At 67.5% G+C, this 24,806-nt stretch carries 30 protein-coding genes and 2 tRNA genes; 21 read left to right on the forward strand and 11 right to left on the reverse strand.

The window, feature by feature from the left end; translation table 11 throughout:
* Position 1: 1 nt before the first annotated feature.
* From ACFXQA_RS09750 to era, 6 genes are all read left to right on the forward strand, one after another.
* Entirely contained in the window at positions 2-733 is a 732-nt protein-coding gene (locus ACFXQA_RS09750; protein WP_394519627.1) for a 16S rRNA (uracil(1498)-N(3))-methyltransferase, read from the forward strand.
* A 79-nt stretch (positions 734-812) separates the two neighbouring features.
* Complete coding sequence (locus ACFXQA_RS09755; protein WP_394519628.1) at positions 813-1,160, forward strand: HIT domain-containing protein; 348 nt, start codon at positions 813-815, stop codon at positions 1,158-1,160.
* Positions 1,153-2,235, forward strand: coding sequence for a PhoH family protein (locus ACFXQA_RS09760; RefSeq protein WP_394519629.1), 1,083 nt, complete (start codon positions 1,153-1,155; stop codon positions 2,233-2,235). Before ACFXQA_RS09755 ends, ACFXQA_RS09760 begins: the two co-directional genes overlap by 8 nt.
* Positions 2,232-2,702: an rRNA maturation RNase YbeY gene (gene ybeY, locus ACFXQA_RS09765; protein ID WP_394519630.1), complete on the forward strand. Its 471-nt coding sequence runs from the start codon at positions 2,232-2,234 to the stop codon at positions 2,700-2,702. Before ACFXQA_RS09760 ends, ybeY begins: the two co-directional genes overlap by 4 nt.
* Positions 2,699-4,012: a hemolysin family protein gene (locus ACFXQA_RS09770; protein WP_394519631.1), complete on the forward strand. Its 1,314-nt coding sequence runs from the start codon at positions 2,699-2,701 to the stop codon at positions 4,010-4,012. The genes ybeY and ACFXQA_RS09770 overlap by 4 nt, the downstream gene beginning before the upstream one ends.
* Positions 4,009-4,902, forward strand: a complete 894-nt coding sequence (gene era / locus ACFXQA_RS09775; protein WP_394519632.1) for a GTPase Era — start codon at positions 4,009-4,011, stop codon at positions 4,900-4,902. Before ACFXQA_RS09770 ends, era begins: the two co-directional genes overlap by 4 nt.
* Here the strand turns inward: era and ACFXQA_RS09780 are convergent, their stop codons facing one another.
* Positions 4,903-5,358, reverse strand: a complete 456-nt coding sequence (locus ACFXQA_RS09780) for a hypothetical protein (RefSeq protein ID WP_394519633.1) — start codon at positions 5,356-5,358, stop codon at positions 4,903-4,905.
* Between the two features lie 182 nt (positions 5,359-5,540).
* Here ACFXQA_RS09780 and leuA point away from each other — a divergent pair, with 182 nt between their 5' ends.
* Complete coding sequence (gene leuA, locus ACFXQA_RS09785; protein ID WP_394519634.1) at positions 5,541-7,301, forward strand: 2-isopropylmalate synthase; 1,761 nt, start codon at positions 5,541-5,543, stop codon at positions 7,299-7,301.
* A 107-nt stretch (positions 7,302-7,408) separates the two neighbouring features.
* On the opposite strand, the gene ACFXQA_RS09790 is transcribed toward leuA, so the two are convergent.
* Positions 7,409-8,101, reverse strand: coding sequence for a trimeric intracellular cation channel family protein (locus tag ACFXQA_RS09790; RefSeq protein WP_394519635.1), 693 nt, complete (start codon positions 8,099-8,101; stop codon positions 7,409-7,411).
* A gap of 67 nt (positions 8,102-8,168) precedes the next feature.
* On the opposite strand from ACFXQA_RS09790, the gene recO reads away from it, so the two are divergent.
* From recO to ACFXQA_RS09805, 3 genes are all read left to right on the forward strand, one after another.
* Positions 8,169-8,912, forward strand: coding sequence for a DNA repair protein RecO (gene recO / locus ACFXQA_RS09795; RefSeq protein ID WP_394519636.1), 744 nt, complete (start codon positions 8,169-8,171; stop codon positions 8,910-8,912).
* Complete coding sequence (locus ACFXQA_RS09800; RefSeq protein WP_394519637.1) at positions 8,909-9,715, forward strand: isoprenyl transferase; 807 nt, start codon at positions 8,909-8,911, stop codon at positions 9,713-9,715. The genes recO and ACFXQA_RS09800 overlap by 4 nt, the downstream gene beginning before the upstream one ends.
* A gap of 86 nt (positions 9,716-9,801) precedes the next feature.
* Complete coding sequence (locus ACFXQA_RS09805) at positions 9,802-10,497, forward strand: DsbA family oxidoreductase (RefSeq protein WP_394519638.1); 696 nt, start codon at positions 9,802-9,804, stop codon at positions 10,495-10,497.
* On the opposite strand, the gene ACFXQA_RS09810 is transcribed toward ACFXQA_RS09805, so the two are convergent.
* Positions 10,486-10,983, reverse strand: coding sequence for a glutathione peroxidase (locus tag ACFXQA_RS09810; RefSeq protein ID WP_394519639.1), 498 nt, complete (start codon positions 10,981-10,983; stop codon positions 10,486-10,488). The two genes, ACFXQA_RS09805 and ACFXQA_RS09810, sit on opposite strands and share 12 nt — an antisense overlap.
* Positions 10,984-11,041: 58 nt before the next feature.
* Between ACFXQA_RS09810 and dusB the strand changes: the two genes are divergently transcribed.
* Genes dusB through ACFXQA_RS09830 form a run of 4 tightly spaced genes read left to right on the forward strand, consistent with a single transcriptional unit; the run spans position 11,042 to position 16,219 of the window.
* Positions 11,042-12,208, forward strand: a complete 1,167-nt coding sequence (gene dusB, locus ACFXQA_RS09815; protein WP_394519640.1) for a tRNA dihydrouridine synthase DusB — start codon at positions 11,042-11,044, stop codon at positions 12,206-12,208.
* Positions 12,201-13,538, forward strand: a complete 1,338-nt coding sequence (locus ACFXQA_RS09820) for a deoxyguanosinetriphosphate triphosphohydrolase (protein ID WP_394519641.1) — start codon at positions 12,201-12,203, stop codon at positions 13,536-13,538. The genes dusB and ACFXQA_RS09820 overlap by 8 nt, the downstream gene beginning before the upstream one ends.
* Complete coding sequence (gene dnaG / locus ACFXQA_RS09825) at positions 13,538-15,412, forward strand: DNA primase (protein ID WP_394519642.1); 1,875 nt, start codon at positions 13,538-13,540, stop codon at positions 15,410-15,412. The genes ACFXQA_RS09820 and dnaG overlap by 1 nt, the downstream gene beginning before the upstream one ends.
* Positions 15,413-15,445: 33 nt before the next feature.
* Positions 15,446-16,219 carry an ATP-binding cassette domain-containing protein gene (locus ACFXQA_RS09830; protein WP_394519643.1) on the forward strand — a complete coding sequence of 258 codons (774 nt, stop codon included), beginning with the start codon at positions 15,446-15,448 and terminating at the stop codon, positions 16,217-16,219.
* A 70-nt stretch (positions 16,220-16,289) separates the two neighbouring features.
* Here ACFXQA_RS09830 and ACFXQA_RS09835 read toward each other — a convergent pair.
* Both ACFXQA_RS09835 and def read right to left on the reverse strand, forming a co-directional pair.
* A tRNA-Asn gene (locus tag ACFXQA_RS09835) sits at positions 16,290-16,365 on the reverse strand.
* A 61-nt stretch (positions 16,366-16,426) separates the two neighbouring features.
* Positions 16,427-16,993: a peptide deformylase gene (gene def / locus ACFXQA_RS09840; RefSeq protein ID WP_394519644.1), complete on the reverse strand. Its 567-nt coding sequence runs from the start codon at positions 16,991-16,993 to the stop codon at positions 16,427-16,429.
* A 42-nt stretch (positions 16,994-17,035) separates the two neighbouring features.
* On the opposite strand from def, the gene ACFXQA_RS09845 reads away from it, so the two are divergent.
* From ACFXQA_RS09845 to ACFXQA_RS09860, 4 genes are all read left to right on the forward strand, one after another.
* The gene (locus tag ACFXQA_RS09845) at positions 17,036-18,022 is read left to right on the forward strand and encodes a DMT family transporter (RefSeq protein WP_394519645.1); all 987 of its coding nucleotides are present in this window, start codon (positions 17,036-17,038) and stop codon (positions 18,020-18,022) included.
* A 31-nt stretch (positions 18,023-18,053) separates the two neighbouring features.
* Positions 18,054-18,127, forward strand: a tRNA-Ile gene (locus ACFXQA_RS09850).
* Between the two features lie 118 nt (positions 18,128-18,245).
* Entirely contained in the window at positions 18,246-18,587 is a 342-nt protein-coding gene (locus ACFXQA_RS09855; protein WP_394519646.1) for a hypothetical protein, read from the forward strand.
* Positions 18,588-18,656: 69 nt separating this feature from the next.
* On the forward strand, positions 18,657-18,833 hold the full coding sequence (locus ACFXQA_RS09860; RefSeq protein ID WP_394519647.1) for a hypothetical protein: 177 nt from the start codon (positions 18,657-18,659) through the stop codon (positions 18,831-18,833).
* Here ACFXQA_RS09860 and ACFXQA_RS09865 read toward each other — a convergent pair.
* Complete coding sequence (locus ACFXQA_RS09865) at positions 18,817-19,134, reverse strand: hypothetical protein (RefSeq protein WP_394519648.1); 318 nt, start codon at positions 19,132-19,134, stop codon at positions 18,817-18,819. The genes ACFXQA_RS09860 and ACFXQA_RS09865 overlap by 17 nt on opposite strands.
* A gap of 64 nt (positions 19,135-19,198) precedes the next feature.
* Here ACFXQA_RS09865 and ACFXQA_RS09870 point away from each other — a divergent pair, with 64 nt between their 5' ends.
* From ACFXQA_RS09870 to ACFXQA_RS09880, 3 genes are all read left to right on the forward strand, one after another.
* Complete coding sequence (locus ACFXQA_RS09870) at positions 19,199-19,471, forward strand: hypothetical protein (protein ID WP_394520234.1); 273 nt, start codon at positions 19,199-19,201, stop codon at positions 19,469-19,471.
* Positions 19,375-19,593 (forward strand): peptidoglycan-binding domain-containing protein, encoded by a 219-nt coding sequence (locus ACFXQA_RS09875; RefSeq protein WP_394519649.1) that lies wholly within the window; start codon positions 19,375-19,377, stop codon positions 19,591-19,593. Before ACFXQA_RS09870 ends, ACFXQA_RS09875 begins: the two co-directional genes overlap by 97 nt.
* Before the next feature lie 138 nt (positions 19,594-19,731).
* On the forward strand, positions 19,732-19,935 hold the full coding sequence (locus ACFXQA_RS09880; RefSeq protein WP_394519650.1) for a hypothetical protein: 204 nt from the start codon (positions 19,732-19,734) through the stop codon (positions 19,933-19,935).
* A 128-nt stretch (positions 19,936-20,063) separates the two neighbouring features.
* Here ACFXQA_RS09880 and ACFXQA_RS09885 read toward each other — a convergent pair whose 3' ends face one another.
* The 5 genes from ACFXQA_RS09885 to ACFXQA_RS09905 form a co-directional block, all read right to left on the reverse strand.
* Complete coding sequence (locus ACFXQA_RS09885; protein WP_394519651.1) at positions 20,064-21,431, reverse strand: cutinase family protein; 1,368 nt, start codon at positions 21,429-21,431, stop codon at positions 20,064-20,066.
* Positions 21,432-21,696: 265 nt separating this feature from the next.
* Positions 21,697-22,755 (reverse strand): sulfate/molybdate ABC transporter ATP-binding protein, encoded by a 1,059-nt coding sequence (locus ACFXQA_RS09890; protein WP_394519652.1) that lies wholly within the window; start codon positions 22,753-22,755, stop codon positions 21,697-21,699.
* The gene (locus ACFXQA_RS09895; RefSeq protein WP_394519653.1) at positions 22,752-23,579 is read right to left on the reverse strand and encodes an ABC transporter permease; all 828 of its coding nucleotides are present in this window, start codon (positions 23,577-23,579) and stop codon (positions 22,752-22,754) included. Before ACFXQA_RS09895 ends, ACFXQA_RS09890 begins: the two co-directional genes overlap by 4 nt.
* 8 nt (positions 23,580-23,587) lie before the next feature.
* On the reverse strand, positions 23,588-24,394 hold the full coding sequence (gene modA / locus ACFXQA_RS09900; protein WP_394519654.1) for a molybdate ABC transporter substrate-binding protein: 807 nt from the start codon (positions 24,392-24,394) through the stop codon (positions 23,588-23,590).
* A complete protein-coding gene (locus ACFXQA_RS09905; protein ID WP_394519655.1) occupies positions 24,391-24,801 on the reverse strand; it encodes a TOBE domain-containing protein in 411 nt (136 codons plus the stop codon). Before ACFXQA_RS09905 ends, modA begins: the two co-directional genes overlap by 4 nt.
* Positions 24,802-24,806: the final 5 nt, after the last annotated feature.

The following is a 24,806-nucleotide window of genomic DNA, read 5'->3' on the forward strand; positions in this document are numbered from 1 at the left end:
CGTGGCGCTCCACTTCGTCACCGACGCGGCCGCGGCGGCCCACCCCGGAGATGACGTCGTCCTCGACGGCGCCGAGGCGCACCACGCCGCCGTCGTCCGTCGTCTTCGCGTCGACGAGGACGTGACGGTTGGTGACGGTCGCGGCGTCTGGCTCACCGGACGCACCACGACCGTCAGCCCGCGCGAGGTCGTGGTGCGTGTCGACGACCGTCGCGACGAGCCGGCCCCGCAGCCGCGGATCCTGCTCGCGCAGGCCCTCGCGAAGGGTGACCGGGACGAGCTCGCGGTGCAGGCCGCGACTGAGCTCGGCGTCGACGCGATCTTGCCGTGGCAGGCCGAGCGCAGCGTGTCGCGGTGGGATGCGAAGGCCGAGAAGGGCGTCGCGCGCTGGACGACCATCGTGCGCGAGGCGTCGAAGCAAGCTCATCGCGCCTGGATTCCCGAGGTGCGTCCGCTGGCGAAGACCGCCGATCTGGTCGCTTTAGCGGCAGACAATCGGATGCTGCTGCTCGAACCGCGTGCGACCGAAACTCTCAGCGCGACCGAGCTGGTTGCAGCCGGCGGCGACGTGATCCTCGTCGTCGGTCCCGAGGGCGGGATCGCCCCCGGCGAGCTCGCTGCCCTCGAGGGCGCGGGTGCCCGGCCGGTGCGCCTCGGACGCACGGTGCTTCGCACGTCGACCGCGGGAGCGGCGGCCCTCGCGGTGGTGAGCGTGCGCCTCGGGCGCTGGTGATCGCGTTCGTCCCCCGAGTCGTCGCACCCGTGCCGTCTCACCCCGAGCCGCGGCACGCCACGCCGGTAGACTGGCGGATATGACTGAATCGTCGATCTTCACGCGCATTCTCGAGGGCGAGATCCCGGCAGAGATCGTCGCCGAGACCGAGAACGTCTTCGCCATCCGCGACATCGCACCGCAGGCGCCCGTGCACCTGCTCGTCATCCCCAAGACGGGGGAGTACCGGAGCGTCGTCGAGTTGGCGTCTCACGACCCCGCGCTTCTCGCCGAGGTCATCGCGCTCGCGCACACGGTCGCGACCGAGCACGCCGACGGAGACTTCCGTCTTGTCTTCAATACCGGCGCGGGTGCCGGTCAAACCGTCTTCCATGTGCACGCACACGTCCTCGCGGGCGACCTCGATGAGAAGAGCCTGAATGCCTGAGTCCTCCGACGGCGTCGTCGTCGAGCACGTCTACGTCGACGGTGTCGCGATGGTGCAGCTCCTCGGCCCGCAGGACCGCCTCCTGCGCGTCGTCGAGAAGGAGCACCCCGGGGTCGACGTGATGGTGCGAGGCAACGAGATCACCCTCTCGGGCGAGGCCGTCGCCGTCGCCGGTGCCCTTTCGCTCGTCGAAGAGTTGATCGCGATGACGAAGGCCGGCCACGGGCTCGAGCCCGCCGACGTCAGCAGTTCGAGCCGCATTCTACGTTCCGAGGGTGGGCCGCGCCCCTCCGAGGTGCTCGGCGAGGCGATCCTGACCTCGCGCAGCAAGGCGATCCGCCCCAAGACCCTCGGACAGAGGGCCTACGTCGATGCGATCGACGAGAGCACGATCGTGTTCGGGATCGGTCCGGCCGGAACGGGCAAGACATACCTGGCGATGGCGAAGGCCGTGCAGGCGCTTCAGCGCAAAGAGGTCAGCCGCATCATCCTGACCCGCCCGGCCGTCGAGGCGGGCGAGCGGCTCGGCTTCTTGCCGGGCTCGCTGACAGACAAGATCGACCCCTACCTGCGGCCGCTGTACGACGCGCTGAACGAGATGATGGACCCCGAACTGGTTCCGAAGCTCATGGCCTCGGGGACGATCGAGGTGGCACCTCTGGCGTATATGCGCGGACGCACGCTGAATGACTCGTTCGTCGTTCTCGACGAGGCGCAGAACACCACCCCCGAACAGATGAAGATGTTCCTCACACGTCTCGGGTTCGGAACGCGCATGGTGATCACCGGTGACATCACGCAGGTCGACCTCCCGCAGGGCGCTTCCGGGCTGAGGCTCGTCACCCGCGTTCTGCGCGACATCGACGACATCCATTTCGCGTTCCTCACCAGTGCCGACGTGGTGCGCCACAATCTGGTCGGTCGGATCGTCGACGCGTACACGGAGTACGACGAGGAGCGACTCGCCACGCGGCGCGAGCGCGACGAAGCAGCCGAGTTCGCGAACCGTGTCGACCGGCGTGGCGGCCGACCGACACCGCCCCGCGATCACCAGCCGAGACGAGGACGACCGTGACCATCGAGATCAACAACGAGTCGGGTATCGAGGTCGACGAGCAAGTGCTCCTTCGCCTCATGGAGTTCGACCTCGCCGAGATGCGCGTGAGCCCCGACGCCGATCTCGCGATCGTGCTCGTCGATGAGGGCGCGATGGAAGCACTGCACGTGCAGTGGATGGACGAGCCCGGCCCGACCGACGTGCTGAGCTTTCCGATGGACGAACTTCGTCCGGGCACCGACGATGCACCGACGCCGGCCGGGTTGCTCGGCGACATCGTGCTGTGTCCCCAGGTAGCCGAGACGCAGGCGGTGGCCGCGAAGCACTCCACGCAAGACGAGCTGATCATGCTCACGACGCACGGCCTCCTGCACCTGCTCGGATTCGACCACGCGGAGCCCGAGGAAGAACGCGAGATGTTCGCGCTGCAGAAAGAGCTCATCGCCGGTTTCCAGACCGCCGAGCGGCGCCGTCGCCGCGCATGACAGAAACCCTCCTGCTCCTCGCGGCTCTTCTCCTCGTCTCGTTCGGCGGCCTCATGGCCGCCCTCGACGCCGCCCTCGGAGTCACCTCGCGCGCCGACCTCGTCGACCTGGCCGCCGAGGGCCGCAACGCCTCATCGCTGCAGAAGATCGCCGATGACCCCGAGGCGCACGCCAACGCGGTCGTGTTCATCCGTGTTCTCGCCGAGACGGCCGCCGCGGTGCTCGTCACCGTCGCCTTCACGCTGCTGTTCGACAACATCTGGTGGGCGATGCTCGCCGCCGCCGTCTTGATGACCGGCATCTCGTTCGTCCTGGTCGGAGCCAGCCCACGATCAGTGGGACGGCACCATGCCCGCGGTCTGCTGCAGGGCGCGGCGCCGATCGTCCGAGGGGTGCGCCTTCTGCTCGGTCCGCTCGCCCACGGGCTCGTCGCCCTCGGCAACCGCGTCACCCCGGGCGCCGCGAAAGGCGCCTCGTTCGCCTCGGAGGACCAGCTTCTGAGCATCATCGACGAGGCCGCCGAGAACGAACTCATCGAAGAGGACGATCGCGAACTGATCCACTCGGTGTTCGATTTCACCGATCGCTACGTCCGCGAAGTGATGATCCCGCGAACCGACATGACCACGGTCGACGCGGCCGCCTCCACCCGCTCGGCGATGACCCTGTTCCTCGACACCGGCCATTCCCGGCTTCCGCTCGTCGACGACGAACGCGATGACATCGTCGGGATGCTGTATCTGAAAGACCTCGTGCAGTTCGGGTTCGAGGCCCAGGGATCATGGCGTGACGCCCCCATCCGCAAGATCGCGCGACCCGCGATGTTCGTCCCCGAGTCGATGAAGGCCGAGACGCTGCTGCAGAAGATGCGGCGCGACGCGGTGCACGTCTGCCTCGCCGTCGACGAGTACGGCGGAGTCGCGGGTCTCGTCACCCTCGAAGACCTCATCGAGGAGCTCGTCGGCGATATCTCCGACGAGTACGACGCGCGCTCGACAGAGGTCGTCGAACTCGAACCCGGTCGGTACCGTCTGAGCGCCCGCGTCGGTCTCGACGAAGTCGGCGACCTCTTCGGGATCGAACTCGACGACGACGACGTCGATTCGATCGGCGGCCTGCTCGGCAAGGCGCTGGGCCGTGTTCCGCAGCCGGGTGCCACCGCGCAGTACGCCGGGCTCACCATGACCGGTGGCGCGTCGCGCGGCCGGGGTCGGGGACTGGCCACGGTCTTCGTCGAACGCACCGACAGTCTTGAAGCGGCAGCGCAGGCCTTCGACGGCCGCGCGCCGCAGACCGGAGAGAGCAAATGAAAGAGTTCCACTCGGGGTTCACCACATTCGTGGGCCGCCCCAACGTCGGCAAATCCACCCTGACCAATGCCCTCGTCGGTGAGAAGGTCGCGATCACCAGCGACAAGCCCCAGACCACGCGTCGCGCGATCCGCGGCATCGTCAACCGGCCGGAAGGCCAGCTCGTCATCGTGGACACACCCGGAATCCACCGACCGCGCACCCTCCTCGGTCAGCGGCTGAACGACCTCGTCGACACCGTCCTGGGCGACGTCGACGTGATCGGATTCTGCGTGCCCGCCACGGAGAAGGTCGGTCCCGGTGACCGCCGCATCGCGGAGTCGCTGAGCGGCTACCCGCGCGCGAGGAAAGTCGCCATCGTCACCAAGACCGACGCGGCGACGCGCGAGCAGATCACCGAGCGCCTGCTCGAGGTCGACGCTCTGCGCGAAGACTGGGCGAGCGTCATACCGCTGTCAGCGACGGCCGGTGAGCAGCTCGAGGTGCTCGTCGCCGAGCTGATCGGCATGCTTCCCGACGGCCCCCCGCTCTATGACGAGGGCGTGGTGACCGACGAGCCGCTGGCGGATCGGATCGCCGAGATCATCCGCGAAGCAGCGCTCGAGGGCGTCCGCGATGAGCTCCCGCACTCCATCGCCGTGACCATCGAAGACATCGCGGCCCGCGAGGGCACCGACCTGACCGACATCTTTGCGAACATCGTCGTCGAGCGCGACAGCCAGAAGGGCATCATCATCGGCCCGAAGGGCTCGCGGCTCGCCGATGTCGGCTCGCGGGCCCGGGCGGGCATCGAACCCCTCGTCGGCACCCGTGTCTTCTTGTCGCTTCGCGTGCGCGTCGCGAAAGAGTGGCAGCGAGACCCCAAGCAGCTGGGCCGCCTCGGGTTCTGATCAGTTCGAGCCCGGCTCGACGATCCAGAGGAATCCCTCTCCGAACCGCTCGTCGAGGCTTTTTTGGGCGGGGTCATCGGTCGCAACCCGTGGGGCCACGTCATAGAGCGCGAGAAGGATCGGTGGCTCGGTCACGTTGAGGACGTCGCCGTCGACATTCCCCTGCACGGCGTACGAGCCCCACGTGACGTCGGAAGCCTTGTCGCTCCCTTCGACCCCCTCCCACGTCCAGCCGCGCAGTTCGATCCCCGCACCGCACTGGGGCGGGTACGACTCGGCCACGACGCTGCACAGTTTCGCTCTACCGGCGGCCTCGATGACCGTCCCGGTGCCCACGACGAGAGCAGGTGCGGACGGCGGTGGGGTGCCTCCCGATGGGGTGGCGCATCCGCTGGTGATGGCGAGAAGGACTGCAGCCGTCGCCGGGAGGGCGAGCGTGCGCGCAAAGACACTCATACCCTCATGGTGTCGCACCGAGCGGAATCGTCTCAGTCGGGTGGCCGCAGCATCCTGCTACCATCGACCCATGCGCTTTGGCCTGCTTCTTCTTAGCTGCCGCGACGAGTCCTCGTTCTAGGGCCCTCCTCGTCGCGGAGCTTCGTGTCGGCCCCCTCATCTGACGAGAGAACAGCGACATCATGAAGAACACCCAGAACGCTACGTCCGCGCCGATCCACAAGTATCGTCCGTACCACGAGCAGATCCGCGTCGATCTGCCGGATCGCACGTGGCCCGATGCCCGCATCACCACCGCACCTCGTTGGTGCGCGGTAGACCTGCGCGACGGAAACCAGGCGCTGATCGATCCGATGAGCCCAGAGCGCAAGCTCGTCATGTTCGAGTTGCTCGTGCAGATGGGCTACAAAGAGATCGAGGTCGGCTTTCCGAGCGCGAGCCAGACCGACTTCGACTTCGTGCGCAAGCTCGTCGAAGAGAATCGCATCCCGGACGACGTGACGATCCAGGTTCTGACCCAGGCGCGCGAGCACCTCATCGCCCGCACATACGAGTCGATCGCCGGTGCAAAACAAGCCATCGTGCACCTGTACAACTCGACCAGCGTGCTCCAGCGCGACGTCGTCTTCCGCACCGACCAGCAGGGCATCGTCGACATCGCCCTCACCGGTGCCCGCCTGTGCCGCGAGTACGAGAAGACCGTGCCCGAGACCGCCGTGTTCTACGAGTACTCGCCCGAGAGCTACACCGGAACCGAGCTCGAGTTCGCCGTCGACATCTGCAACCAGGTGCTCGAGGTCCTCGAGCCGACTCCCGAGCGCAAGGTCATCATCAACCTGCCGGCGACGGTCGAGATGGCGACCCCCAACGTCTACGCCGACTCGATCGAGTGGATGTCGCGCCACCTGAACCACCGCGAGAACGTGCTCATCTCGCTGCACCCGCACAACGACCGCGGCACCGCCGTCGCTGCGGCGGAGCTGGGCTACATGGCGGGCGCCGACCGCATCGAGGGCTGCCTGTTCGGCAACGGCGAGCGCACCGGCAACGTCGACCTGGTCGCCCTGGGGATCAACATGCTCACGCAGGGCATCGATCCCCAGATCGACTTCAGCGACATCGACCACGTCAAGCGCACGGTCGAGTACTGCAACCAACTGCCCGTGCCCGAGCGGAGCCCGTGGGCGGGCGACCTGGTCTTCACCGCCTTCAGCGGATCGCACCAGGACGCCATCAAGAAGGGCTTCGAGGCGATGGCCGCACGCGCCGAGGCCGAAGGCGTCACGGTCGACGAGATCGAGTGGGCCGTTCCGTACCTGCCGATCGACCCGAAAGACCTCGGACGTTCGTACGAGGCCGTCATCCGCGTCAACTCGCAGTCCGGCAAGGGCGGCGTCGCCTACCTGCTGAAGAGCGATCATGCCCTCGACCTGCCCCGCAAGCTGCAGATCGAGTTCTCGGGCGTCGTGCAGGCCAAGACCGACGCCGAGGGCGGCGAGGTCACGAGCGATCAGATCTGGGACGTCTTCACCGACGAGTACCTGCCCGCCTCGGCCGTCGAGAACCGATGGGGTCGATTCGAACTGCTGGGGACGCGATCGTCGAGCGAGATGACCGGCGACGTCGAGCTGCACGTGCGACTGCGTGACGGTGACAGTGTCGAAGACACCACGGCGAACGGCAACGGACCGATCGACGCCTTCCTCGAGATCGTCCGCTCGCGCGGCATCGACATCTCGCTCTACGACTACGTCGAGCACACGCTCAGCGCCGGTGGCGACGCGCAGGCGGCCGCGTACGTCGAGCTGCGGGTCGAGGGCGAGCGTCTGTGGGGCGTCGGAATCGACGGCGACATCTCGACCGCGTCGCTCAAGGCGATCATCTCGGGCGTGAACCGCGCGATCCGCACCCGCCAGACCGCCGGCGAACTCGCCGCCGTCTGACCCCTACGCCGCGAGACCCGTCCGCCGTGGCGAGACCCCGACATTCTGCGGTGGTCTCGCCACCGCGAGCGGGTCTCGTCGCGTCGGTCGATCCCAGAGGGCGGATGCTACGGGTTCGGGCGGATGATCGGGATCGCGCTGGTCTCGGCGGCCACCCGGCGGCGGTAGAGCATGCGCTGTTCGGGAAGCGAGAGGTCGAACACGACCGCGAGGATCCTGATGACGGTGGTCACGGCGATGCCGGCGATCGCGGCGCCGACGAGGGGGAGGCCGAAGGCGGCCGCGACGGCGAGGACGAAGCATCCGGCCGCCGCCGCGACGGCGTAGAGCGAACCGACGTGCATGATCGCCACGGGGAGGCCCATGAGCGCATCGCGGAGCACGCCGCCACCGACCGCGGCGCACACGCCCACGAAGACCGCGGGCACCATCGGCAGGCCCAGTGCCAAGGCCTTGCTGGTTCCGAAGGCTCCGAACATCCCGATGACGACGGCGTCGAGCACGACGATGAGGCGGTTCACCCGTTCGAAGACGCCGGCCAGCAGCATCCCGACCAGCGAAGCGCCCGTGGCGACGAGGAGGTACCAGTTGCTCTGGAGGGTCGCGGGCTGAACGCCCAGCAGGAGGTCACGGATGAGCCCGCCGCCCATTCCGATCAAGATGCCGATGATGGCGACCCCGAGAAGGTCGAGCCGACGTTGCCCGCGGAAGCCCGAGGCGAACAGGGCACCCTGCACACCGCCGAGGCCCACGGCGGTGAGGTCGGCCCACAGGGGGATGACGAACTCGGGCTGATCCACCGTTCTATTCTCGCGTCTCGCCGGGGCGGTGCCCGCCTCGCGCCGCCGTGCCGACAGATAATGGAGGGTGCCCACCTATCGCGACGAGGTCGTGATCCTGCGCACCCACAAGCTGGGTGAGGCGGATCGCATCCTCACCCTCCTCAGCCGCCGCAACGGCAAGATCCGCGCGGTCGCGAAAGGGGTCCGGCGCACCTCGTCGCGGTTCGGCGCGCGGCTCGAACCGTTCATGGTCGCCGACGTGCAGCTCTACCGCGGGCGCAATCTCGACATCGTCCAGCAGGCCGAATCGCTCGGGTCGTACGGTGCCGACATCGTCGTGCAGTACGAGCGATACACCTCTGCGAACGCCATGGTCGAGACGGCCGACCGGCTCAACGAGGCAGAGGCCACCCCGCAGCAGTACCTGCTTCTCGTCGGAGGTCTTCGGGCACTGGCGAAGGGCGACCACAGTCCCCGCAGTGTTCTCGACTCCTACCTCCTCCGTGTGATGGCGCTGTCGGGCTGGGCACCCGGACTCGCCGAATGCGCGCGATGCGGAACGCCCGGTGACCACCGTTCCTTCGTCGCCCAGCTCGGCGGAATGGTGTGCGCGAACTGTGCACCGGCAGGGTCACCGCGCGTTGCGCCCGAGACGACATCGCTCCTACGGTCGCTCATGGCGGGCGAATGGGATGAGATCGACGGCGCCCCGCAGAACGCTTCGGCGGCGGCATCCGGTCTGGTCGCCGCGTACACCCAGTGGCACCTCGAGCGCGGTATCCGCTCGCTCGAGCACGTCGAGACGGGAAGAGCGGAGATCCGCCGATGAGTCCGAAGCCCTACACCCACCGCGACGCCGTGCCGTTCCGCCCCTTGGACTGGACGGGCGAGCAGCCGCCCGTCTTTCCGCCGGGGTCGGTGCCCGAACACGTGGCCATCGTCATGGACGGCAACGGCCGCTGGGCGAACCGGCAGGGTCTGACCAGGGTCGAGGGGCACCGCGCCGGCGAAGCCGCCCTCCTCGACGTCGTCGCCGGCGCCGTGCAGGCGGGTGTCAAACACCTGTCGGTCTATGCGTTCTCGACCGAGAACTGGTCTCGGTCGCCCGACGAGGTGCGGTTTCTCATGGGGTTCAATCGCGATGTGCTGCACCGCCGTCGCGACCAGCTCAACGAGTGGGGAGTGCGGGTGCGGTGGGCGGGCCGTAAGCCCCGTCTGTGGGGTTCGGTCATCAAAGAGCTGCAGTATGCCGAGCAGCTGACCGCCGGCAACGACGCGCTCACCCTTACGATGTGCGTGAACTACGGCGGGCGAGTCGAACTCGTCGATGCCATGCGCCGGATCGGTGAAGACATCGCGGCCGGCCGAGTGAAGCCGTCGGCCGTGACCGAGAAGCTGATTCGTCGGCACCTCTACCAGCCGGACATGCCCGATGTCGATCTCTTCGTGCGCTCGAGCGGCGAGCAGCGCACGTCGAACTTCCTGCTGTGGGAGTCGGCCTACGCCGAGTTCGTCTTTCTCGACACGCTGTGGCCCGATTTTCGACGCACCCATCTGTGGGATGCGATCGGTCACTACCTCGCGCGCGATCGCCGGTTCGGCGGCGCGGTCGATACGCCCGACGACGAATAGGTCGTCTGGGCAGGCTCATGCCTGGCCGTGCATGAATCATGGTCGGATGCTGGAATGGCAGACGGGGCGATCGTGTTGCGCATGACATGACAGACGCCATCAAGATCGACGTGTGGAGCGACATCGCCTGCCCGTGGTGCTACATCGGTAAGCGCAACCTCGAAAGCGGCCTCGCCGCAGCATCCACCGATGACGACGCACCGGTCGTCGAAGTGGTGTTCCACTCGTTCGAGCTCGCCCCCGACACACCCGTCGACTTCGACGGCGGCGAGACCGACTACCTGTCGCACCACAAGGGCATCCCCGCCGATCAGGCCCGCGAGATGCTCGACCGCGTGACGGGCGTCGCCGCCGACGCGGGGCTCGAGTACCGCTTCGACAAGCTGAAGCACACCAACACCGTCAAGGCGCATCAGCTGCTGCACTTCGCGAAGTCCGAGGGCAAGCAGCCCGAGCTGACCGAGCGGCTGATGTCGGCCTACTTCACCGAGGGGCGGCACCTCGGCCGTGACGACGAGCTCGTCGCCCTCGCCGCCGAGGCGGGTTTGGACGCGGATGCTGCACGCGAAGCGCTCGCATCCGAGCGATTCCTCGGAGACGTCCGTGCCGATCAGGCGCAAGCGCAGGAGTACGGCATCAGCGGCGTGCCGTTCTTCGTGATCGACGGCAAGTACGGCGTCAGTGGCGCTCAGCCGGCCGAGGCCTTCGCGCAGATCGCCCGTCAGGTGTGGGGCGAGCGGCGCGAGGAGGCGGCAGCAGCCGAGGCGGAGTCAGTCGCTTAGCGCGTTCTCGATGACCGCGACGATCGCGGGGTCGTCGGGCTTGGTCGTCGGACGGAAGCGGTGTACGTCGCCGGTGGGCGTCAGCACGAACTTCTCGAAGTTCCAGATGATGGGTCCGTGCTTGCCCTCGAGGTCTTCTGCCTTCTTGAGCGCCTTGTAGAGGGGTGCTGCTCCCGGGCCGTTCACTTTGACCTTGTCGAGGATGGGGAAGCTGATGCCCCAAGTGGTGGCGCAATAGTCGAGGATCTCGTCCATCGATCCGAGCTCCTGCAAGAACTGGTTGCACGGAAAGCCGAGCACGGTGAAACCGCGGTCGCCGTACGTGCGCTGCAGCTCCTCGAGCTGCTCGTACTGGGGCGCGAGGCCGCACTTCGACGCGACATTGACGATGAGCAGTACTTTCGACCCGTACGCGCCGAGGGTCGTGGCCTCGCCCTCCGCGGTCTGGAACGGAATTTCACGGAGATCTGTGGAATCAGCGGTCATGCTTCCAGGCTAGGGCGCAGAACCCCTCGCGGCGCCGATCGTCTGGGAGAATAGAGAGATGACTTCGACCCTCGCTCCGACGCGTGCCCTGCGCATCGGGCCGATCACGCTCGACGCGCCCGTCGTGCTCGCGCCCATGGCGGGCATCACCAACACCGCCTTCCGCCGCCTGTGCCGCGAGTACGGGTCGGGGATGTACGTGAGCGAGATGATCACGACGCGCGCGCTGGTGGAGCGGAACGCCGTCACCATGCGGCTCATCCGCCACCACGAGTCCGAGACCCCCCGCTCGATCCAGCTCTTCGGTGTCGATCCCGCAACCACCGAACAGGCCGTACGCCTGCTCGTCGAAGAGGACCGCGCCGATCACATCGACCTGAACTTCGGTTGCCCCGTACCCAAAGTCACGCGGCGCGGCGGCGGTGCGGCATTGCCCTGGAAGCTGGGTCTGTTCCGCGACATCGTGACGCGAGCGGTGAAGGCTGCCGGCGACGTGCCCCTCACCGTGAAGATGCGCAAAGGCATCGACAAAGACCACCTCACTTTTCTCGACGCAGGGCGCATCGCCGAAGACGCCGGTGTCGCCGCGGTGGCGCTCCACGCACGCACGGCGTCGGAGTTCTACTCGGGCCATGCCGACTGGTCGGCGATCGCCGAACTGAAAGAGGCCGTCACGAGCGTTCCGGTGCTCGGCAACGGTGACATCTGGTCAGCGGATGACGCTGTGCGAATGATGGCCGAGACCGGATGCGACGGGGTCGTCGTGGGCCGCGGATGCCTCGGCCGCCCGTGGCTCTTCGGCGATCTCGCGCGGGCCCTCGGGGGGCCGGGCGCCGCGACCGGCGAGCCGGTCGACGCCACGCTCGGTTTCGTCGCCGAGGCGTTCCGCCGGCACGCCGAGCTGCTCGTCGAGTTCCACGAAGACGAGGTGCGCGGGTGCCGCGACATCCGCAAGCACGCGTCGTGGTACTTCAAGGGCTACCCGGTCGGCAGCGAACTGCGCACCCGGCTGGCGCTGGTGTCGTCGCTCGCCGAGGTCGATGAGCTCCTGGCGCTGATGGATCTCGACGCGCCCTACCCCGGCGCCGGTGCCGAGGGGCAGCGCGGGCGCGCGGGCACCCCGAAGCGCACGGCCCTGCCCGACGGTTGGCTCGCGTCGCGAGAGATCGGCGTCGCAGCATCCACCGCCCTCGCCGACGCAGAGATCGACAACAGTGGTGGCTGAGTTCGGCGCGACCGTCGCCGCCGTGAGGCCGGTCGGCTACGACGACCCCGATGCCGCGCGCTTTCGCGTCGAAGAGCACCGCTCGCGCCGTGACGACTTCGCTCGCGACCGCGCGCGGGTGCTGCACTCCGCTGCCCTGCGTCGCCTGGCGGCCAAGACGCAGGTCTTGAGCCCCGCGAGTCCGGCCGACTTCGCGCGCAACCGCTTGACCCACTCGCTCGAGGTCGCGCAGGTGGGGCGCGAACTCGCCACCGCGCTGCAGTTGTCGCCCGACGTCGTCGACACGGCGTGCCTCAGCCACGACCTCGGGCATCCGCCTTTCGGACACAACGGTGAACGTGCGCTCAACGACTGGGCGGCCGACATCGGCGGCTTCGAGGGGAACGCGCAGACACTCCGCATCTTGACGCGCCTCGAGCCGAAGGTCGTCGACGACGAGGGTCACAGCTTCGGCCTGAACCTCACGCGGGCGAGTCTCGACGCGACGTGCAAGTACCCCTGGACGTCGGAGCACCCCCTGCCCGATCCGGGCGGACGGCTGAAGTACGGCGTCTACCCCGACGACGAAGCCGTGTTCCGTTGGATGCGCGATGGCGCACCCGGGCGCGTCCGGTGCATCGAGGCGGAGGTGATGGATCTCTCGGACGACATCGCTTACTCGGTGCATGACTTCGAAGACGCGATCACCAACCGCTACCTCGACCCGAGAGTGCTCGCCGACACCGGTGAGCACTCGGCACTGCTCACAGCCATCCAGACGTGGGTCGGCTTCGACTTCCCTCGCGAAGAACTCGAAGACGCGCTCTACCGGCTCATGCGTCTGCCGGAGTGGCTGCCCTCGTTCGACGGGGGCCGCCCCGATCTCGCGCGGCTGAAGAACCTGACGTCCGACCTCATCGGACGATTCGCCCGCGCCGCGACCGCCGCCACGCGTGAGGCCTACCCGCTCGATGCGCTGACCCGGTACCGCGCGCACGTCATCGTTCCCCGCGTCGTCGAGGCCGAGATGGCCGTGCTCAAGGGCATCATCGGTGCCACGGTCGTCTCGATCGAGGGGCGTAAAGCGCTCTACAAAGAACAACGCGGTGTGCTCAAGCGTTTGGCCACCGCACTGTGGGAGCGCCCCGATTCGCTCGACGCGATCCACGCCGACGATTTCGCCGGCGCTGACGACGACGCCGCTCGTCGTCGCGTGGTGGTCGACCAGGTCGCCAGCCTCACCGATCAGATCGCCATCGCCTGGCACGGCCGACTGGTCGGTGAGGTGGATGCTGCGTCGCTCGGCATCTGGGCACCGAGCGCGCCGGCACCCCGCACCGGAGGACGCTGATGGCGGGGCGGATTCGCCAGGCCGACATCGAAGAGGTGAAGGCCCGCACGAACATCGCCGACATCGTGGGGGAGCGGGTCGCTCTCAAGCAGGCCGGCGTCGGTTCGCTGAAGGGTCTGTGTCCGTTCCACGACGAGCGCAGCCCGAGCTTTCACGTCAGACCCCAGGTCGGCTTCTACCACTGCTTCGGCTGCGGTGAGTCGGGTGACGTCTACTCGTTCCTCCGTGCCATGGACCACGTGTCGTTCACCGAAGCGGTCGAGCGGCTCGCCGGCCGGGCCGGCTACACCTTGCACTACGAAGACGGCGGAGCCGCTCCCGAAACCAGCGGAAGATCGCGGCTGTACGCGGCCAACGCCGCCGCGGCGGAGTTCTACCGCTCGAAACTACTCGACCCCGAGGCCGAGACCGCTCGCCGCTTCTTGGGCGAGAGGGGCTTCGATGCGGGCGCCGCCGCGCACTTCGGCGTCGGCTACGCGCCCCAGGGATGGTCGGCGCTGACAGACCACCTCGTCGCCCAGAAGTTCTCCCGCGAAGAGCTGACGCAGGCCGGACTCGTGTCACCGGGTCAGCGGGGCGTCTACGACCGGTTCCGCGGCCGGCTCGTCTGGCCGATCCGCGATGTCACCGGGCAGGTCATCGGGTTCGGGGCGCGCAAGCTCTACGACGACGATCAGGGGCCGAAGTACCTCAACACCCCCGAGACACCGATCTACCAGAAGTCGAAGGTGCTCTACGGGCTCGATCTCGCCAAGCGAGACATCTCGCGCGGGCACCGGGTGGTCGTGGTCGAGGGGTACACCGACGTGATGGCGTGCCACCTCGCCGGGGTCACCGGCGCGATTGCGACGTGCGGCACGGCGTTCGGCTCCGACCACATCACGGTGCTCCGCCGCGTGATGGGCGACGATTCGGCCTCGGGCGAAGTGGTATTCACCTTCGACCCGGATGCTGCGGGGCAGAAGGCCGCGCTGCGCGCGTTCACGGAGGAGAAGCGGTTCGCGGCGCAGACCTACGTCGCCGTCGCACCGGAGGGCCTCGACCCCTGCGATCTGCGTCTGAAGCGCGGCGACGGGGCCGTTCGCGCGCTGATGGACAACAAGGTGCCGATGTTCGAGTTCGTCATCGATCAACGTCTCTCGGGCTATGACCTCGCGACCGTCGAAGGACGCGCAGCCGGTCTCCGCTCGGCCGCCCCCATCGTCGCCGAGATCCGCGACCCGTCGCTGCGACCCGGATACACACGCGTTCTCGCGCGCCGGCTTGGTCTCGATCTGTCCGAGGTCTCGACCGCCGTCGACCGCGCCGCGCGAAGCGCACGCACCGAGAGCGGCACGCCTCGCAACGATGCGCGAACGCCATCGGGGGTTGCTCCTGCACCCGAGGCTCCGCAACCGGAGCTGCGCGTCACCGTCGCCGGGCTGCCTCGCTCACGCGACGTGTCGATCGAACGCGACGCGCTGATGGCCTTCCTCCAGTACGGCCATCACGTCGAGCCTTCCCTGCTGTCGCGCGCTCTGGCTGCACCGTTCACCCACCCGGCTCTCGAAGCCGTGCGCTCGGTTCTCGCGTCGTCCGACGACGTGTCGAAGCCGGGCTGGGCGGCGAACGCCGTGGGTGCGGTTCGTGAGCCGTACCGCACCCTGGCGGCCGAGCTGCTGACGTCGGACTTTCCCGCGCGCGATGAGGCGCACGCCATCGCCTCGGCGAACGACCTCGCGTTGAACCTGCTGCGCCGCGTCCTCGAGCGTGAGAAGACCGAGCTTCTGGGGGCGATCCAGCGCGTGCCCGCCGACTCGACCGACGGGCGCACGTTGCGACTCCGGCTGCGCGAACTCGACCTCGAGCGCCAGCGGCTCGTCGCCGCCCAGTAGCGTTCCCGGCCGCGGCGGGGCAGGATGAAACGCATGCCCCGCGCCAAGAACCCCGACGTCGCGATCCGAGCGAACGATCTGTCGCTGGCCCGCGGCGATGTGCGCGTGCTCGACGGGGTGTCGTTCACTCTCGCGCACGGCGCGACATTGACCGTGATGGGCCCGACCGGGGCCGGCAAATCCAGCCTCGCCGCCATGCTGGCCGGACGCGGGGGAGCAGGACTCACGGTCGCCGGCGGAGAGGCCCTCGTCGAGGGGATCCCGGTGAAGCATCCGGGCCGTGCGCTCCGCACGCTGACCTACATCGCGGGCTATCTGCCGCAGGGCGCGGGCTCGGACCTGCCCGCGCGCATGACCGTGTCAGACGTCATCGGCGAACCGATCACGAGCCGCGACCGCCGCGTGAATCCGCGTGCCCTCGCCGTGCGCGTCGCCACCCTGCTCGACGAGATGCAGCTGCCGCTGGGAGCGGCCCCGAAGTATCCGTACGAATTGAGCGCCGGGATGCGTCAGCGCGTCGCGATGGCGCGGGCGCTCGTGCTCGACCCGCGGGTGCTCGTCGCCGACGATCTCTACGCGAATCTCGACATCGAGGTACGCGAGGCGGTGCGCGCGGCGATCGTCCGCCGCCGCACGGCTTACGGCATGTCGGCGTTCATCGTGACCAATGATCCGGATGCGGCGCGCGAACTCGAATCGGATGTGCTGGTGCTGCGCGCGGGTCATACCGTGGCGTACGGCGCGGATGCGGCGACCCTGGCGTGGACGCCCGACGAGGCGAACGACCACCGCGCCGTCATTCGCTGAGCGAACCCGCCGTCCCGCCCGGCAGAAATGAAAAAGCACCTCTCCACAGCGGTGGGAGGTGCTTCTTCGTTGGCTCCTCGGCTTGGACTCGAACCAAGAACCTATCGATTAACAGTCGATTGCTCTGCCAATTGAGCTACCGAGGATTACGCGGCCCGTTTCAGGACAACCCCTCGATACTAGCAAGTGCGAGGGGGTGCTCGGAACTCAGGCGTCCAGATCGTCGACGCCCGGCGTCCACGACTGGTCTGGGCGATTCCATCCTCGCTTCTTCGCGATCTTCTGCGCGGTCTTCCAGTCGGAGTCGTCGAGGCGATCGACGTAGAGGATGCCGTCGAGGTGGTCGAACTCGTGCTGCATGATTCGTGCTCGCCATCCGTCGACCTGGATGCTGACCGATTGGCCGTCGAGGTCGGTGCCGGTCACGAGCACCTCGTTCGATCGCCGCAGGGGGAACCGCTCGCCGGGGAACGAGAGGCAGCCCTCGGCTTCGTCGTCCTCGTCGGGGAATCCCGGTTCGAGGGGGCGCATCCACAGTTCGGGGTTCAGGATCACCCCTCGCCACGGGGTTCCGTCGTCGCCGGCGTAGTTGTAGGTGTAGATGCGCAGGCTCACACCCACCTGGGGCGCCGCGAGTCCGACGCCGGGAGCCGCATCCATGGTCTCGAACATGTCGGCCACCAGCGTGCGGATCTCATCCGAGATCTCGACGACGCGGGCGGCGGGGGAGTGGAGAACGGGGTCTCCCATGATGCGGATAGGAAGAACGGCCACGCCTTGAGCCTATCGAGCGACTGCGGCGGTTAGTGTCGGAGGGTGATTGGCGCCGAAGTCTCGTTGAACGACGTCACAGAAGAACTCGTCGGTATCTTCCGCGACCCCGGAATCCTGCTCGGCATTCCGTTGGCGCTGGCCGGAGCGGTGTTCATGTCGTTCGGTGCTCAGTATCAGCACCGTGGAGTGATGAAGGTCGAGCACGCGACCGGCGAGAGCGGTGCGGGCCTGAGCGGCCGACAGCTTCTCGCACTCGCGGGCCGGCCGTCGTGGGTGCTCGGCACCCTGATGCTCGGTCTTGCGATCATCTGTCAGCTCGGCGCCCTCTCGGTGGCGCCGCTGATCCTCGTCCAGCCGATCGGTGCGATCGCGCTCGTCATCACGACGCTGTTGAACGCGCATGTCTCGGGGCACAAACCCACCCGGCGGTCGCTCTTCGCCATCGTGCTGTGCCTCGCGGGCATCTTCGCCTTCGTCACGATCGCCGCCTTCTTCGCGACGGAGCACGAGATCACGCCGCGCGAGCTGTGGATCATCCTCGCGATCCTCGCGGTCGTGCTGGTGATCTTCTGCGGCATCTGGCTCTGGCGACGCCGTCAGCTTCGCGCCTTGTTCTACATCTCGGCCGGTGGCGTCGTGTACGGCTTCGTCGCCACCCTCGCGAAGGTCGTCATCAGCCGCATCCAGTCGGACGACTTCGATTGGCTCACGGTTCTCTGCATCGTCGGCCTTCTTGTCGCCGCGGGCGTCGGGTCGTACTTCGTGCAGACCTCGTACTCCGTCGGACCCCCCGACCTCGTGATCGCCGGACTCACGGTCATCGACCCGATCGTGGCGGTGGTCATCGGGCTCGTCGTGCTGGGCGAAGCCTCGACGGCTCCCGGATGGGCGCTGGTCGGATTCGCCGCAGCCGGCGCCGTCGCGATCGTGGGCGTGTTCCTGCTGACCCGCTACCACCCCCAGGTCATCAGTGACAGTCAAGACCTCCACATTCCCCGGGGCAGTCACGGCACGACTCCGTCGGTCTGACGACCGTGGGGCGATAAACTCTTCGTCGCAGGGGGCGGTGGCCAAGCTGGTCAAGGCAGCGGGCTCATAACCCGACGATCGTGGGTTCAAGTCCCACCCGCCCTACGACAGCCCTCCGTCAGGCAATGCCTGGTGGGGGGTTTTCTATTGCCGCTGATCGTTGTCGAAGTCCGGCGCGGCACATCTCGCTGGCAGACCGTGTCGGCCTTCCCGAGGGAGAACGATGCTGACGCCGACTAACGACCCGATCCGCGCTGACCGGCGAGAGCGCGGCCGGTACGCGCGGGAGACTCGCGAGGCGCTGGCCGCCCGCGGCGCGCAGCCGTTCCAGGTGGTGCGGAAGCTGCAGCAGCAGATCACCGATCTCCGCGAGCTGGTCGTCCGGCTGCCGCAGGTCGCGTCTTTTCAGACGCAGGCGGGCGGCTTCGGGCTCGCAGGGCAGAACGGGTGGCGCGCGTTCCGCCCTAACGGTTCCGAACGATGCAACGAAGAACCGCGTCGTGATCCAGGCATCGGCGGAGGGCGCTATGGTCGACAACACTTCCGGCGGTCTCGCGACGTCTGAGTGCCGGCTCGTGATCGGCGACGTCGTGTCGCCTGTCATCCCTGCCTAAAGGACGCTGGCAATAGCGCCGTGAACAACGTGCTGGTCGTCTCGCGGACCCACGAGCTGAGCCCGATACCGGGCGGCGGCGTCGAGGTGCACTTCCAGATCAACCCGTTCAACGCGAAGGCCTTCCCCGGGATGCCTGGGAACATCGCCAATCTGAACGTCTACGCCGGCTACTCGTCGTCTAAGAAACGATCGTGACGATGGCAGTAGCCACGGCGGGCGCGCCAAAGACTGCAGCGTAGAGCGACGCAACGGCAGCGGCATCCTCGAAGGCCTTGCCGCCGTCTGCTAGACCGTCGGCCCGGGCGAATGCGGAGAGGGCTTCCTTCGCGATGATGCAAATTGCAGCCAAGATTGCGGCGCCAATCGCAATCACAGGCGAATCCCTCAGCCAGATCAGTAGCGCGACGAGGACGACGAGTAGAAGCGCGGCGATTGCGATTTTCCACCTGGTGACTCGCAACTTGCTCCAGATCGACCAGTTTCTCCAGTTCCCCATACCGACGACGTTATCGGTTCGGGACGTCTCGACGCGACGCGTGCGTCGCGGAAAGGAATCACGCATGAGCGTTCTCACACAGGGCACGGGCCGCGGCGACATTCTGATCCGACGGGGCATCACCGAATCGTGGGGGCGGGTCCGGGGGGAACGGTCCATCGACGGAGGTGACACGTTCGAGTTCGTCGACCTGTCCGACTGGACCGGGGTGCTCGAGCTACGGTCGCGGATGGGCGGCGTGTGGCTCTCGAAGCCAATCCTCACCGATGCTTCCGGATTGACGATGGTGACTCTCGTCCGCGCCGACACCGCCGCCGTCGTGCGGGCTGCAACCTGAAGGTCGACAACGGCTGGGGCCGCAAGTCCTCGGACGCTCTCGCCGACTTCCAGGGTCGCAACGGCCTGAAGGTCGACCGGCGCGTCGGTGACCTGACCTGGGCGAAGCTGAATATCGATTAATGGACCGCCGCATTCTGGCCGGCGCGGGGGTCTTCGTGGGTGTCATGCTCGCGGCGCGCGCTGTGAGGTTGGTCGGTCTCGCGGCCGTCGCGCTCTTCGTTCTCACCTCGTGTTCAGCCCGACGAAGAGGAGGAAGCCGTGAAGCGTTCCCGCCCCGTGGACCGGGCAGGCTCGGACCCGCAGCACGCCCGGTACATCGTCAAGTGCGCGATCATCGCGGTCTACGGCATCGCGACGTCAATCGTCGGCACGTCGACCATCCGCGAGGTATCCGGGCCCTTCGTCGAGCAAATCTGGGCGTGGCTCGTCCCCCGATCATCGGCGACGGCCACGCCGTCGTAGACCAGCACTGACCCGCTCGCGGAACCTAAGTCGCGGCCCCCTTCTCACCTTCGGGTGGGGAGGGGGTTTCGGCGTTCAGCGCGGGTCAGCGACGAGCTTGCAGACCCCGTGTGATGGGTGCCGTGGCGTCATGAAGTCACCGTGGCTGAATAGTCGGACCCGCTACTCGCCATGCCAATGTCCCAGCTGATCCGCCAACCAAACCTAATCCGGCACCCGACGTCCGCGGCCTTGACCTTGTAGGTCTTTGTCTTGGCGCCCTGGATTTCGTAGTCGAAGCCATCTCGTTCACACGACCACACGTACTCGTACTGGTTAGGCGCAGGGTCCCAACTGCCGGTCTTCCCCACGAGAGTGTTGCCAACGGCGGCAGTGCCTTGCATGGTGGGTGCGGGGAAAGTGATCAGGTAGGTCGGCTTGCTCGCCTTCGTCTTGATGAGGTAGCGAGAACCTGGTGCAGTCACGGTGACTCCGATGTTGCGGGCTGCGTCTGCCCACGACGTTCGGTAGGTGCTTCCCGTGGCGCCGGGGATGGGCGTTCCGCCTCGGTACCACTGGTATGTGACCGGGCCACCCTTGACCCAGTTGCTCACGTTGGCGGTGAGGTCAGTTCCGGGTGTTCCGCTGCCGTGGACGATCGGGTCGGGGGGGAAGAGCCCATTGAGACGCGCAGCAGCTGTTCGCCCGGCGCTGTTCATACTGGCCGTCGTGTATTCCAGGTGGATGTGCTTGTCGTTCGCGATTCGTGCTGCGATTCCCGCGGTGTTGTAGATCATCTCGTTGGGGCTGCCGAGGTCGCAGACGGGGTCGTAGGACTTGCAGTACTCGATGGTCTTTTGTCGGTATGCGTCCGTCATCGGGGCCATCTCTAGATCGGCGACGTGGAGCAGCCCGCTCGTTCGTTTGCTGAGGCCGTTGTGAGTGGCAGCGCGGTAGTCGGAGTGACGCGCGGGGTCTGCAATGAGGATGATCGAGGAAACCTTGTCGGGGTAGGGAAATTCGCTGAAGACGCGGTGAACTGCGCCGGCACCTGAACTGTAGCCCGCGACGACGATGCGTTCAGCCGGACAGTTATTGACGGAGTGCATCATCACGGTCCAGAGCCTTTGAACGCCGTCCAGCATCCCATCCAGGTAGACGTTCGTCGCGTTCGCAACGTCCTGGCCGATCTGTTCGACAGGCGGGGCCGGGTACCGGATCGCTACTTGTCGAACGTTGATCGACGAGTTCAGCGTGCTTTTCAGACCGTCTCGCACATCCCACACCATGCGGCCGAACGCGTCGTAGGCCCACATGTCCTCGCCGGATCCCCGAAGTCCGACGAACAGGACGTCGGCGCAATTGGTATCGGGGACACCGGTGTCAATGGTGTACTTCCAGCTCTCTTGTTGCGGTGCCGGTGGTGGTACGGCCGCAGATGCGGGCGAAACGGTTCCCCCCAGCATCAGTGCCAGTACTACCACCGCGGTTGCCACCGTGCGGACAGTCTTCATCATCAGAACCCCCCAGTCCCTCGACTTTCGACGCCAACGTAGCAGACACGCCGTATCGCTTTTTTTGCAGTCCGCGAGCCGGGGGTCCGTCCTCACACGAGCGCGCGTCGAACCCTCCTTCTGCCGGTCCGGTAACTCTCAGGAATCTGCATGAGCGCGCGGATGCTGCGGAGCCCGGTCGTCAGCACGTCGACGTCCGCATCTCGCTGCCGCTGATGGGTGAGGTGTTTCGGTACACCGGCAGCTTCCGATATCGGCTGGTCAACGCTCACAACGGATAGGCGAGGGCGTCCCCCGCGCGGAAGGTGAACCACACGCGAGACCCGGCGGCGAGGTCGAGTTCGGCCACGCGAAGAGGGAGAAGATCTGCGGCCATGACCGCCGACCGCACCCGCACGAGATCTCCGCGCGGTTCGAGGTCGGTGATCACGCCCGTGAGGGTCGTTGCATCGGGGTTTCCCGCAACGGGTGCCTTGGCCGCCACGGTCACCAGCGAGGGGCGGATCGAGACCCCGACGTATGCCCCGATGTGAATCTCGCCGGGGACATCCACGCGAATGTGCTGGCCTTCCGTGGTTCGGATTCCCGTCGGCGTGCGGATTCCCCGCAGGAGGTTCAGTGCCGCGAGCCCGGCGGCGAACGGCGTGCGCGGTCGGTCGAGGAGGTCGCGGGTCGGTCCCGCGTCGACGATACGACCGCCTTCGACGACGATGACTCGGTCGGCCAGGGTGAACGCGTCGAGCACGTCGTGAGTGACGATCACCGCCATCCGATCGGTGAGCACGTCTTTGAGGACCCGCCGAATCGCGGGAGCGACCGATACGTCGAGCGCGGCGAGCGGTTCGTCGAGCAGGAGCAGGGCAGGGTTCGATGCGAGAGCGCGCGCCACGGCGATCCGTTGGGCCTGACCCCCCGACAGCTGTGCGGGCTTTCGCGCCTGCAACTCGGCAGCATCCACCCGTTCCAACCACTCAATGGCCGTGCGGTGCGCGTCGGAGCGGGAGGCGCCCTTGCTGCGAGGCCCGAAGGCCACGTTGTCGGCGGCGCTGAGATGGGGGAACAGCAGGGCGTCCTGTGCAAGGAGCGACACGCCCCGCCGATGAGGGGGCGTCCATCTCGTCGGTCCCTGCTCGCCGATGTCGAACAGCACCTCGCCGTCGAGGGTGGCGCGACCACTGTCGGGGCGGAGGAGACCCGCGGCGATAGCGAGCAGGGTCGATTTTCCGGCGCCGTTCGGGCCGAGGATGGCCACGGTCTCGGTGTCACCGACGTCGATCGTCACGTCGAACCGGCGCTCGGCGAGCGTGGCTGACAGGTGGAACGTCACGGCGCCACCGCCACCTTTCGCAGTCCGGTGCTTTCGCCCGCCTGGTGCGCGATCGCGACGATGACGACGGCCGCGACCACGAGCACGAGGGAAAGTGCCACGGCGGCATCGGGATCGCTCTCGCGCTGCAGATAGATCTCGAGCGGCAGGGTGCGCGTGACCCCCTGGAGCGACCCGGCGAACGTGAGGGTCGCGCCGAACTCGCCCAAGGCTCGAGCGAACGACAGCACCGCCCCCGAGAGCAGCGCGGGCAGCACGAGGGGGAGCGTGATGCGGCGCAACACGACGGTGGGGCCGGCGCCCAGGGTGGCTCCGACCGCCTCGTACCGGGTGCCCGCGGTGCGGAGGGCTCCCTCGAGGCTGAGCACGAGAAACGGCAGCGCAACGAAGGTCTGCGCGAGCACCACTGCGACGGTCGAGAAAGCGATGGTGACCCCCAGCGCTTCGAGGCTCTGTCCGAGCAGCCCTCGGCGGCCGAAGGTGTACAGCAGCGCGATGCCGCCCACCACCGGGGGGAGCACAAGGGGGAGAAGCACCAACGATCGGAGGATCTTCTGCCCCCAGAAGGTCGTGCGGGCGAGCACCAGCGCCATCGGGACACCCACGACGATGCACAGGGCCGTTGCGGTCACCGAGGTGCGCAGGCTCAGCCAGAGCGCGTCGAGGGAGGACGCAGACGTCACCAACGGTACGAACTGCGACCAATTGACCCGGGTGACCATCGCCACCAGGGGCACCACGACGAAGCAGGCTCCGATAGCGGCGATGGCGATGACCCAGCGGGGGAGTCCGGCGTAGAGAACCCTGGGGCGTCGGGTGGGCATCGCAGACCTCAGGGTGCGCCGAAGCCGGCGGCCTGCAGCACGCCTTGCCCGACCGACCCGGTGACGAAGGCGACGAAAGCGGAGGCGACGTCGGCCGCGGCCGACTCCTTGACCACGGCGATCGGGTAGGTGTTGACGGCTTCGCTCGCCCCGGCGAATTCGATCCCCTCGACCGCGTCTCCGGCGGTGATCACGTCGGTGACGTACACGAGGCCGGCGTCGGCCTCGCCCGAGGTGACTTTTCCGAGCACGTCGGTCACCGACGACTCCTCGCTGACCGGAGCGATGTCGATCCCCGCGGCCTCTTCGACCGTCACCGCCGCCGCACCGCAGGGAACCTGCGGGGCGCAGATGACCGTTTTCACGGCGGGGTCGGCGAGGTCGGCGAACGACGTGACCCCCGCGGGGTTGTTCGACGGCACGACGATCTCGAGGGTGTTGGTCGCGAAAGCGACGGGTGCACCGGCGTCGACCAACTCTGCGTCGATCAGCTTGGCCATGTTCTTCTCGTCGGCCGAGGCGAAGACGTCGGCCGGGGCGCCCTCGGTGATCTGCGTCACCAGGTCGGACGAGCCGGAGAAGGTCAACGCCACCGCCGTGCCGGGGTTCTGGGCCTCGAATTCCTCGGCAAGCTCGGTGAACGTCGCCGTCAGCGAAGCCGCCGCGTAGACCGTGATCGACCCCTCGAGTTCATCGACCGCCGCCGGAGAAGAGCGATCGGCCGTGGCTGCGGGAGACGCGGCGGCACACGCAGACAGCGTCACCGCCAACGCCACGGCCAGGAGCGCGGTCACGAGCTTCGTGGGCTGGCTCATACGTGCCCCTTGCCCTCGGGCGTCTCGATGAGGACCGTGGTGGCCTTCATCACGGCGACGGCGACGGAACCCGGTTCGAGTGCGAGCTCGCGGACGGCCTCGCTGCTCATGAGCGAGACGATCCGATGGGGGCCGCACTGCAGCTCGACCTGGGCCATGACCTTGTCGACGATGACCTCGGTGACAACGCCCACGAGTCGGTTGCGCGCGGAGCGACCGATCTCGGACGGGTCGGCGGGCAGAACGGCGTTCTTCCGGGCGAGATGGGCTACTTCGAGGGAATCGACCACGCCGCGGCCGGAGTCGTCCTTCTCGGTCGACAGGGCACCGATATCGATCCACCGCCGCACGGTGTCGTCACTCACGCCGAGGAACGCAGCGGCGTCTCTTATCCGAATTTGCGGCATAGATT

It is taken from the genome of Microbacterium shimangi (genome assembly GCF_043556445.1).
In the GTDB taxonomy this organism is placed as follows: domain Bacteria; phylum Actinomycetota; class Actinomycetes; order Actinomycetales; family Microbacteriaceae; genus Microbacterium.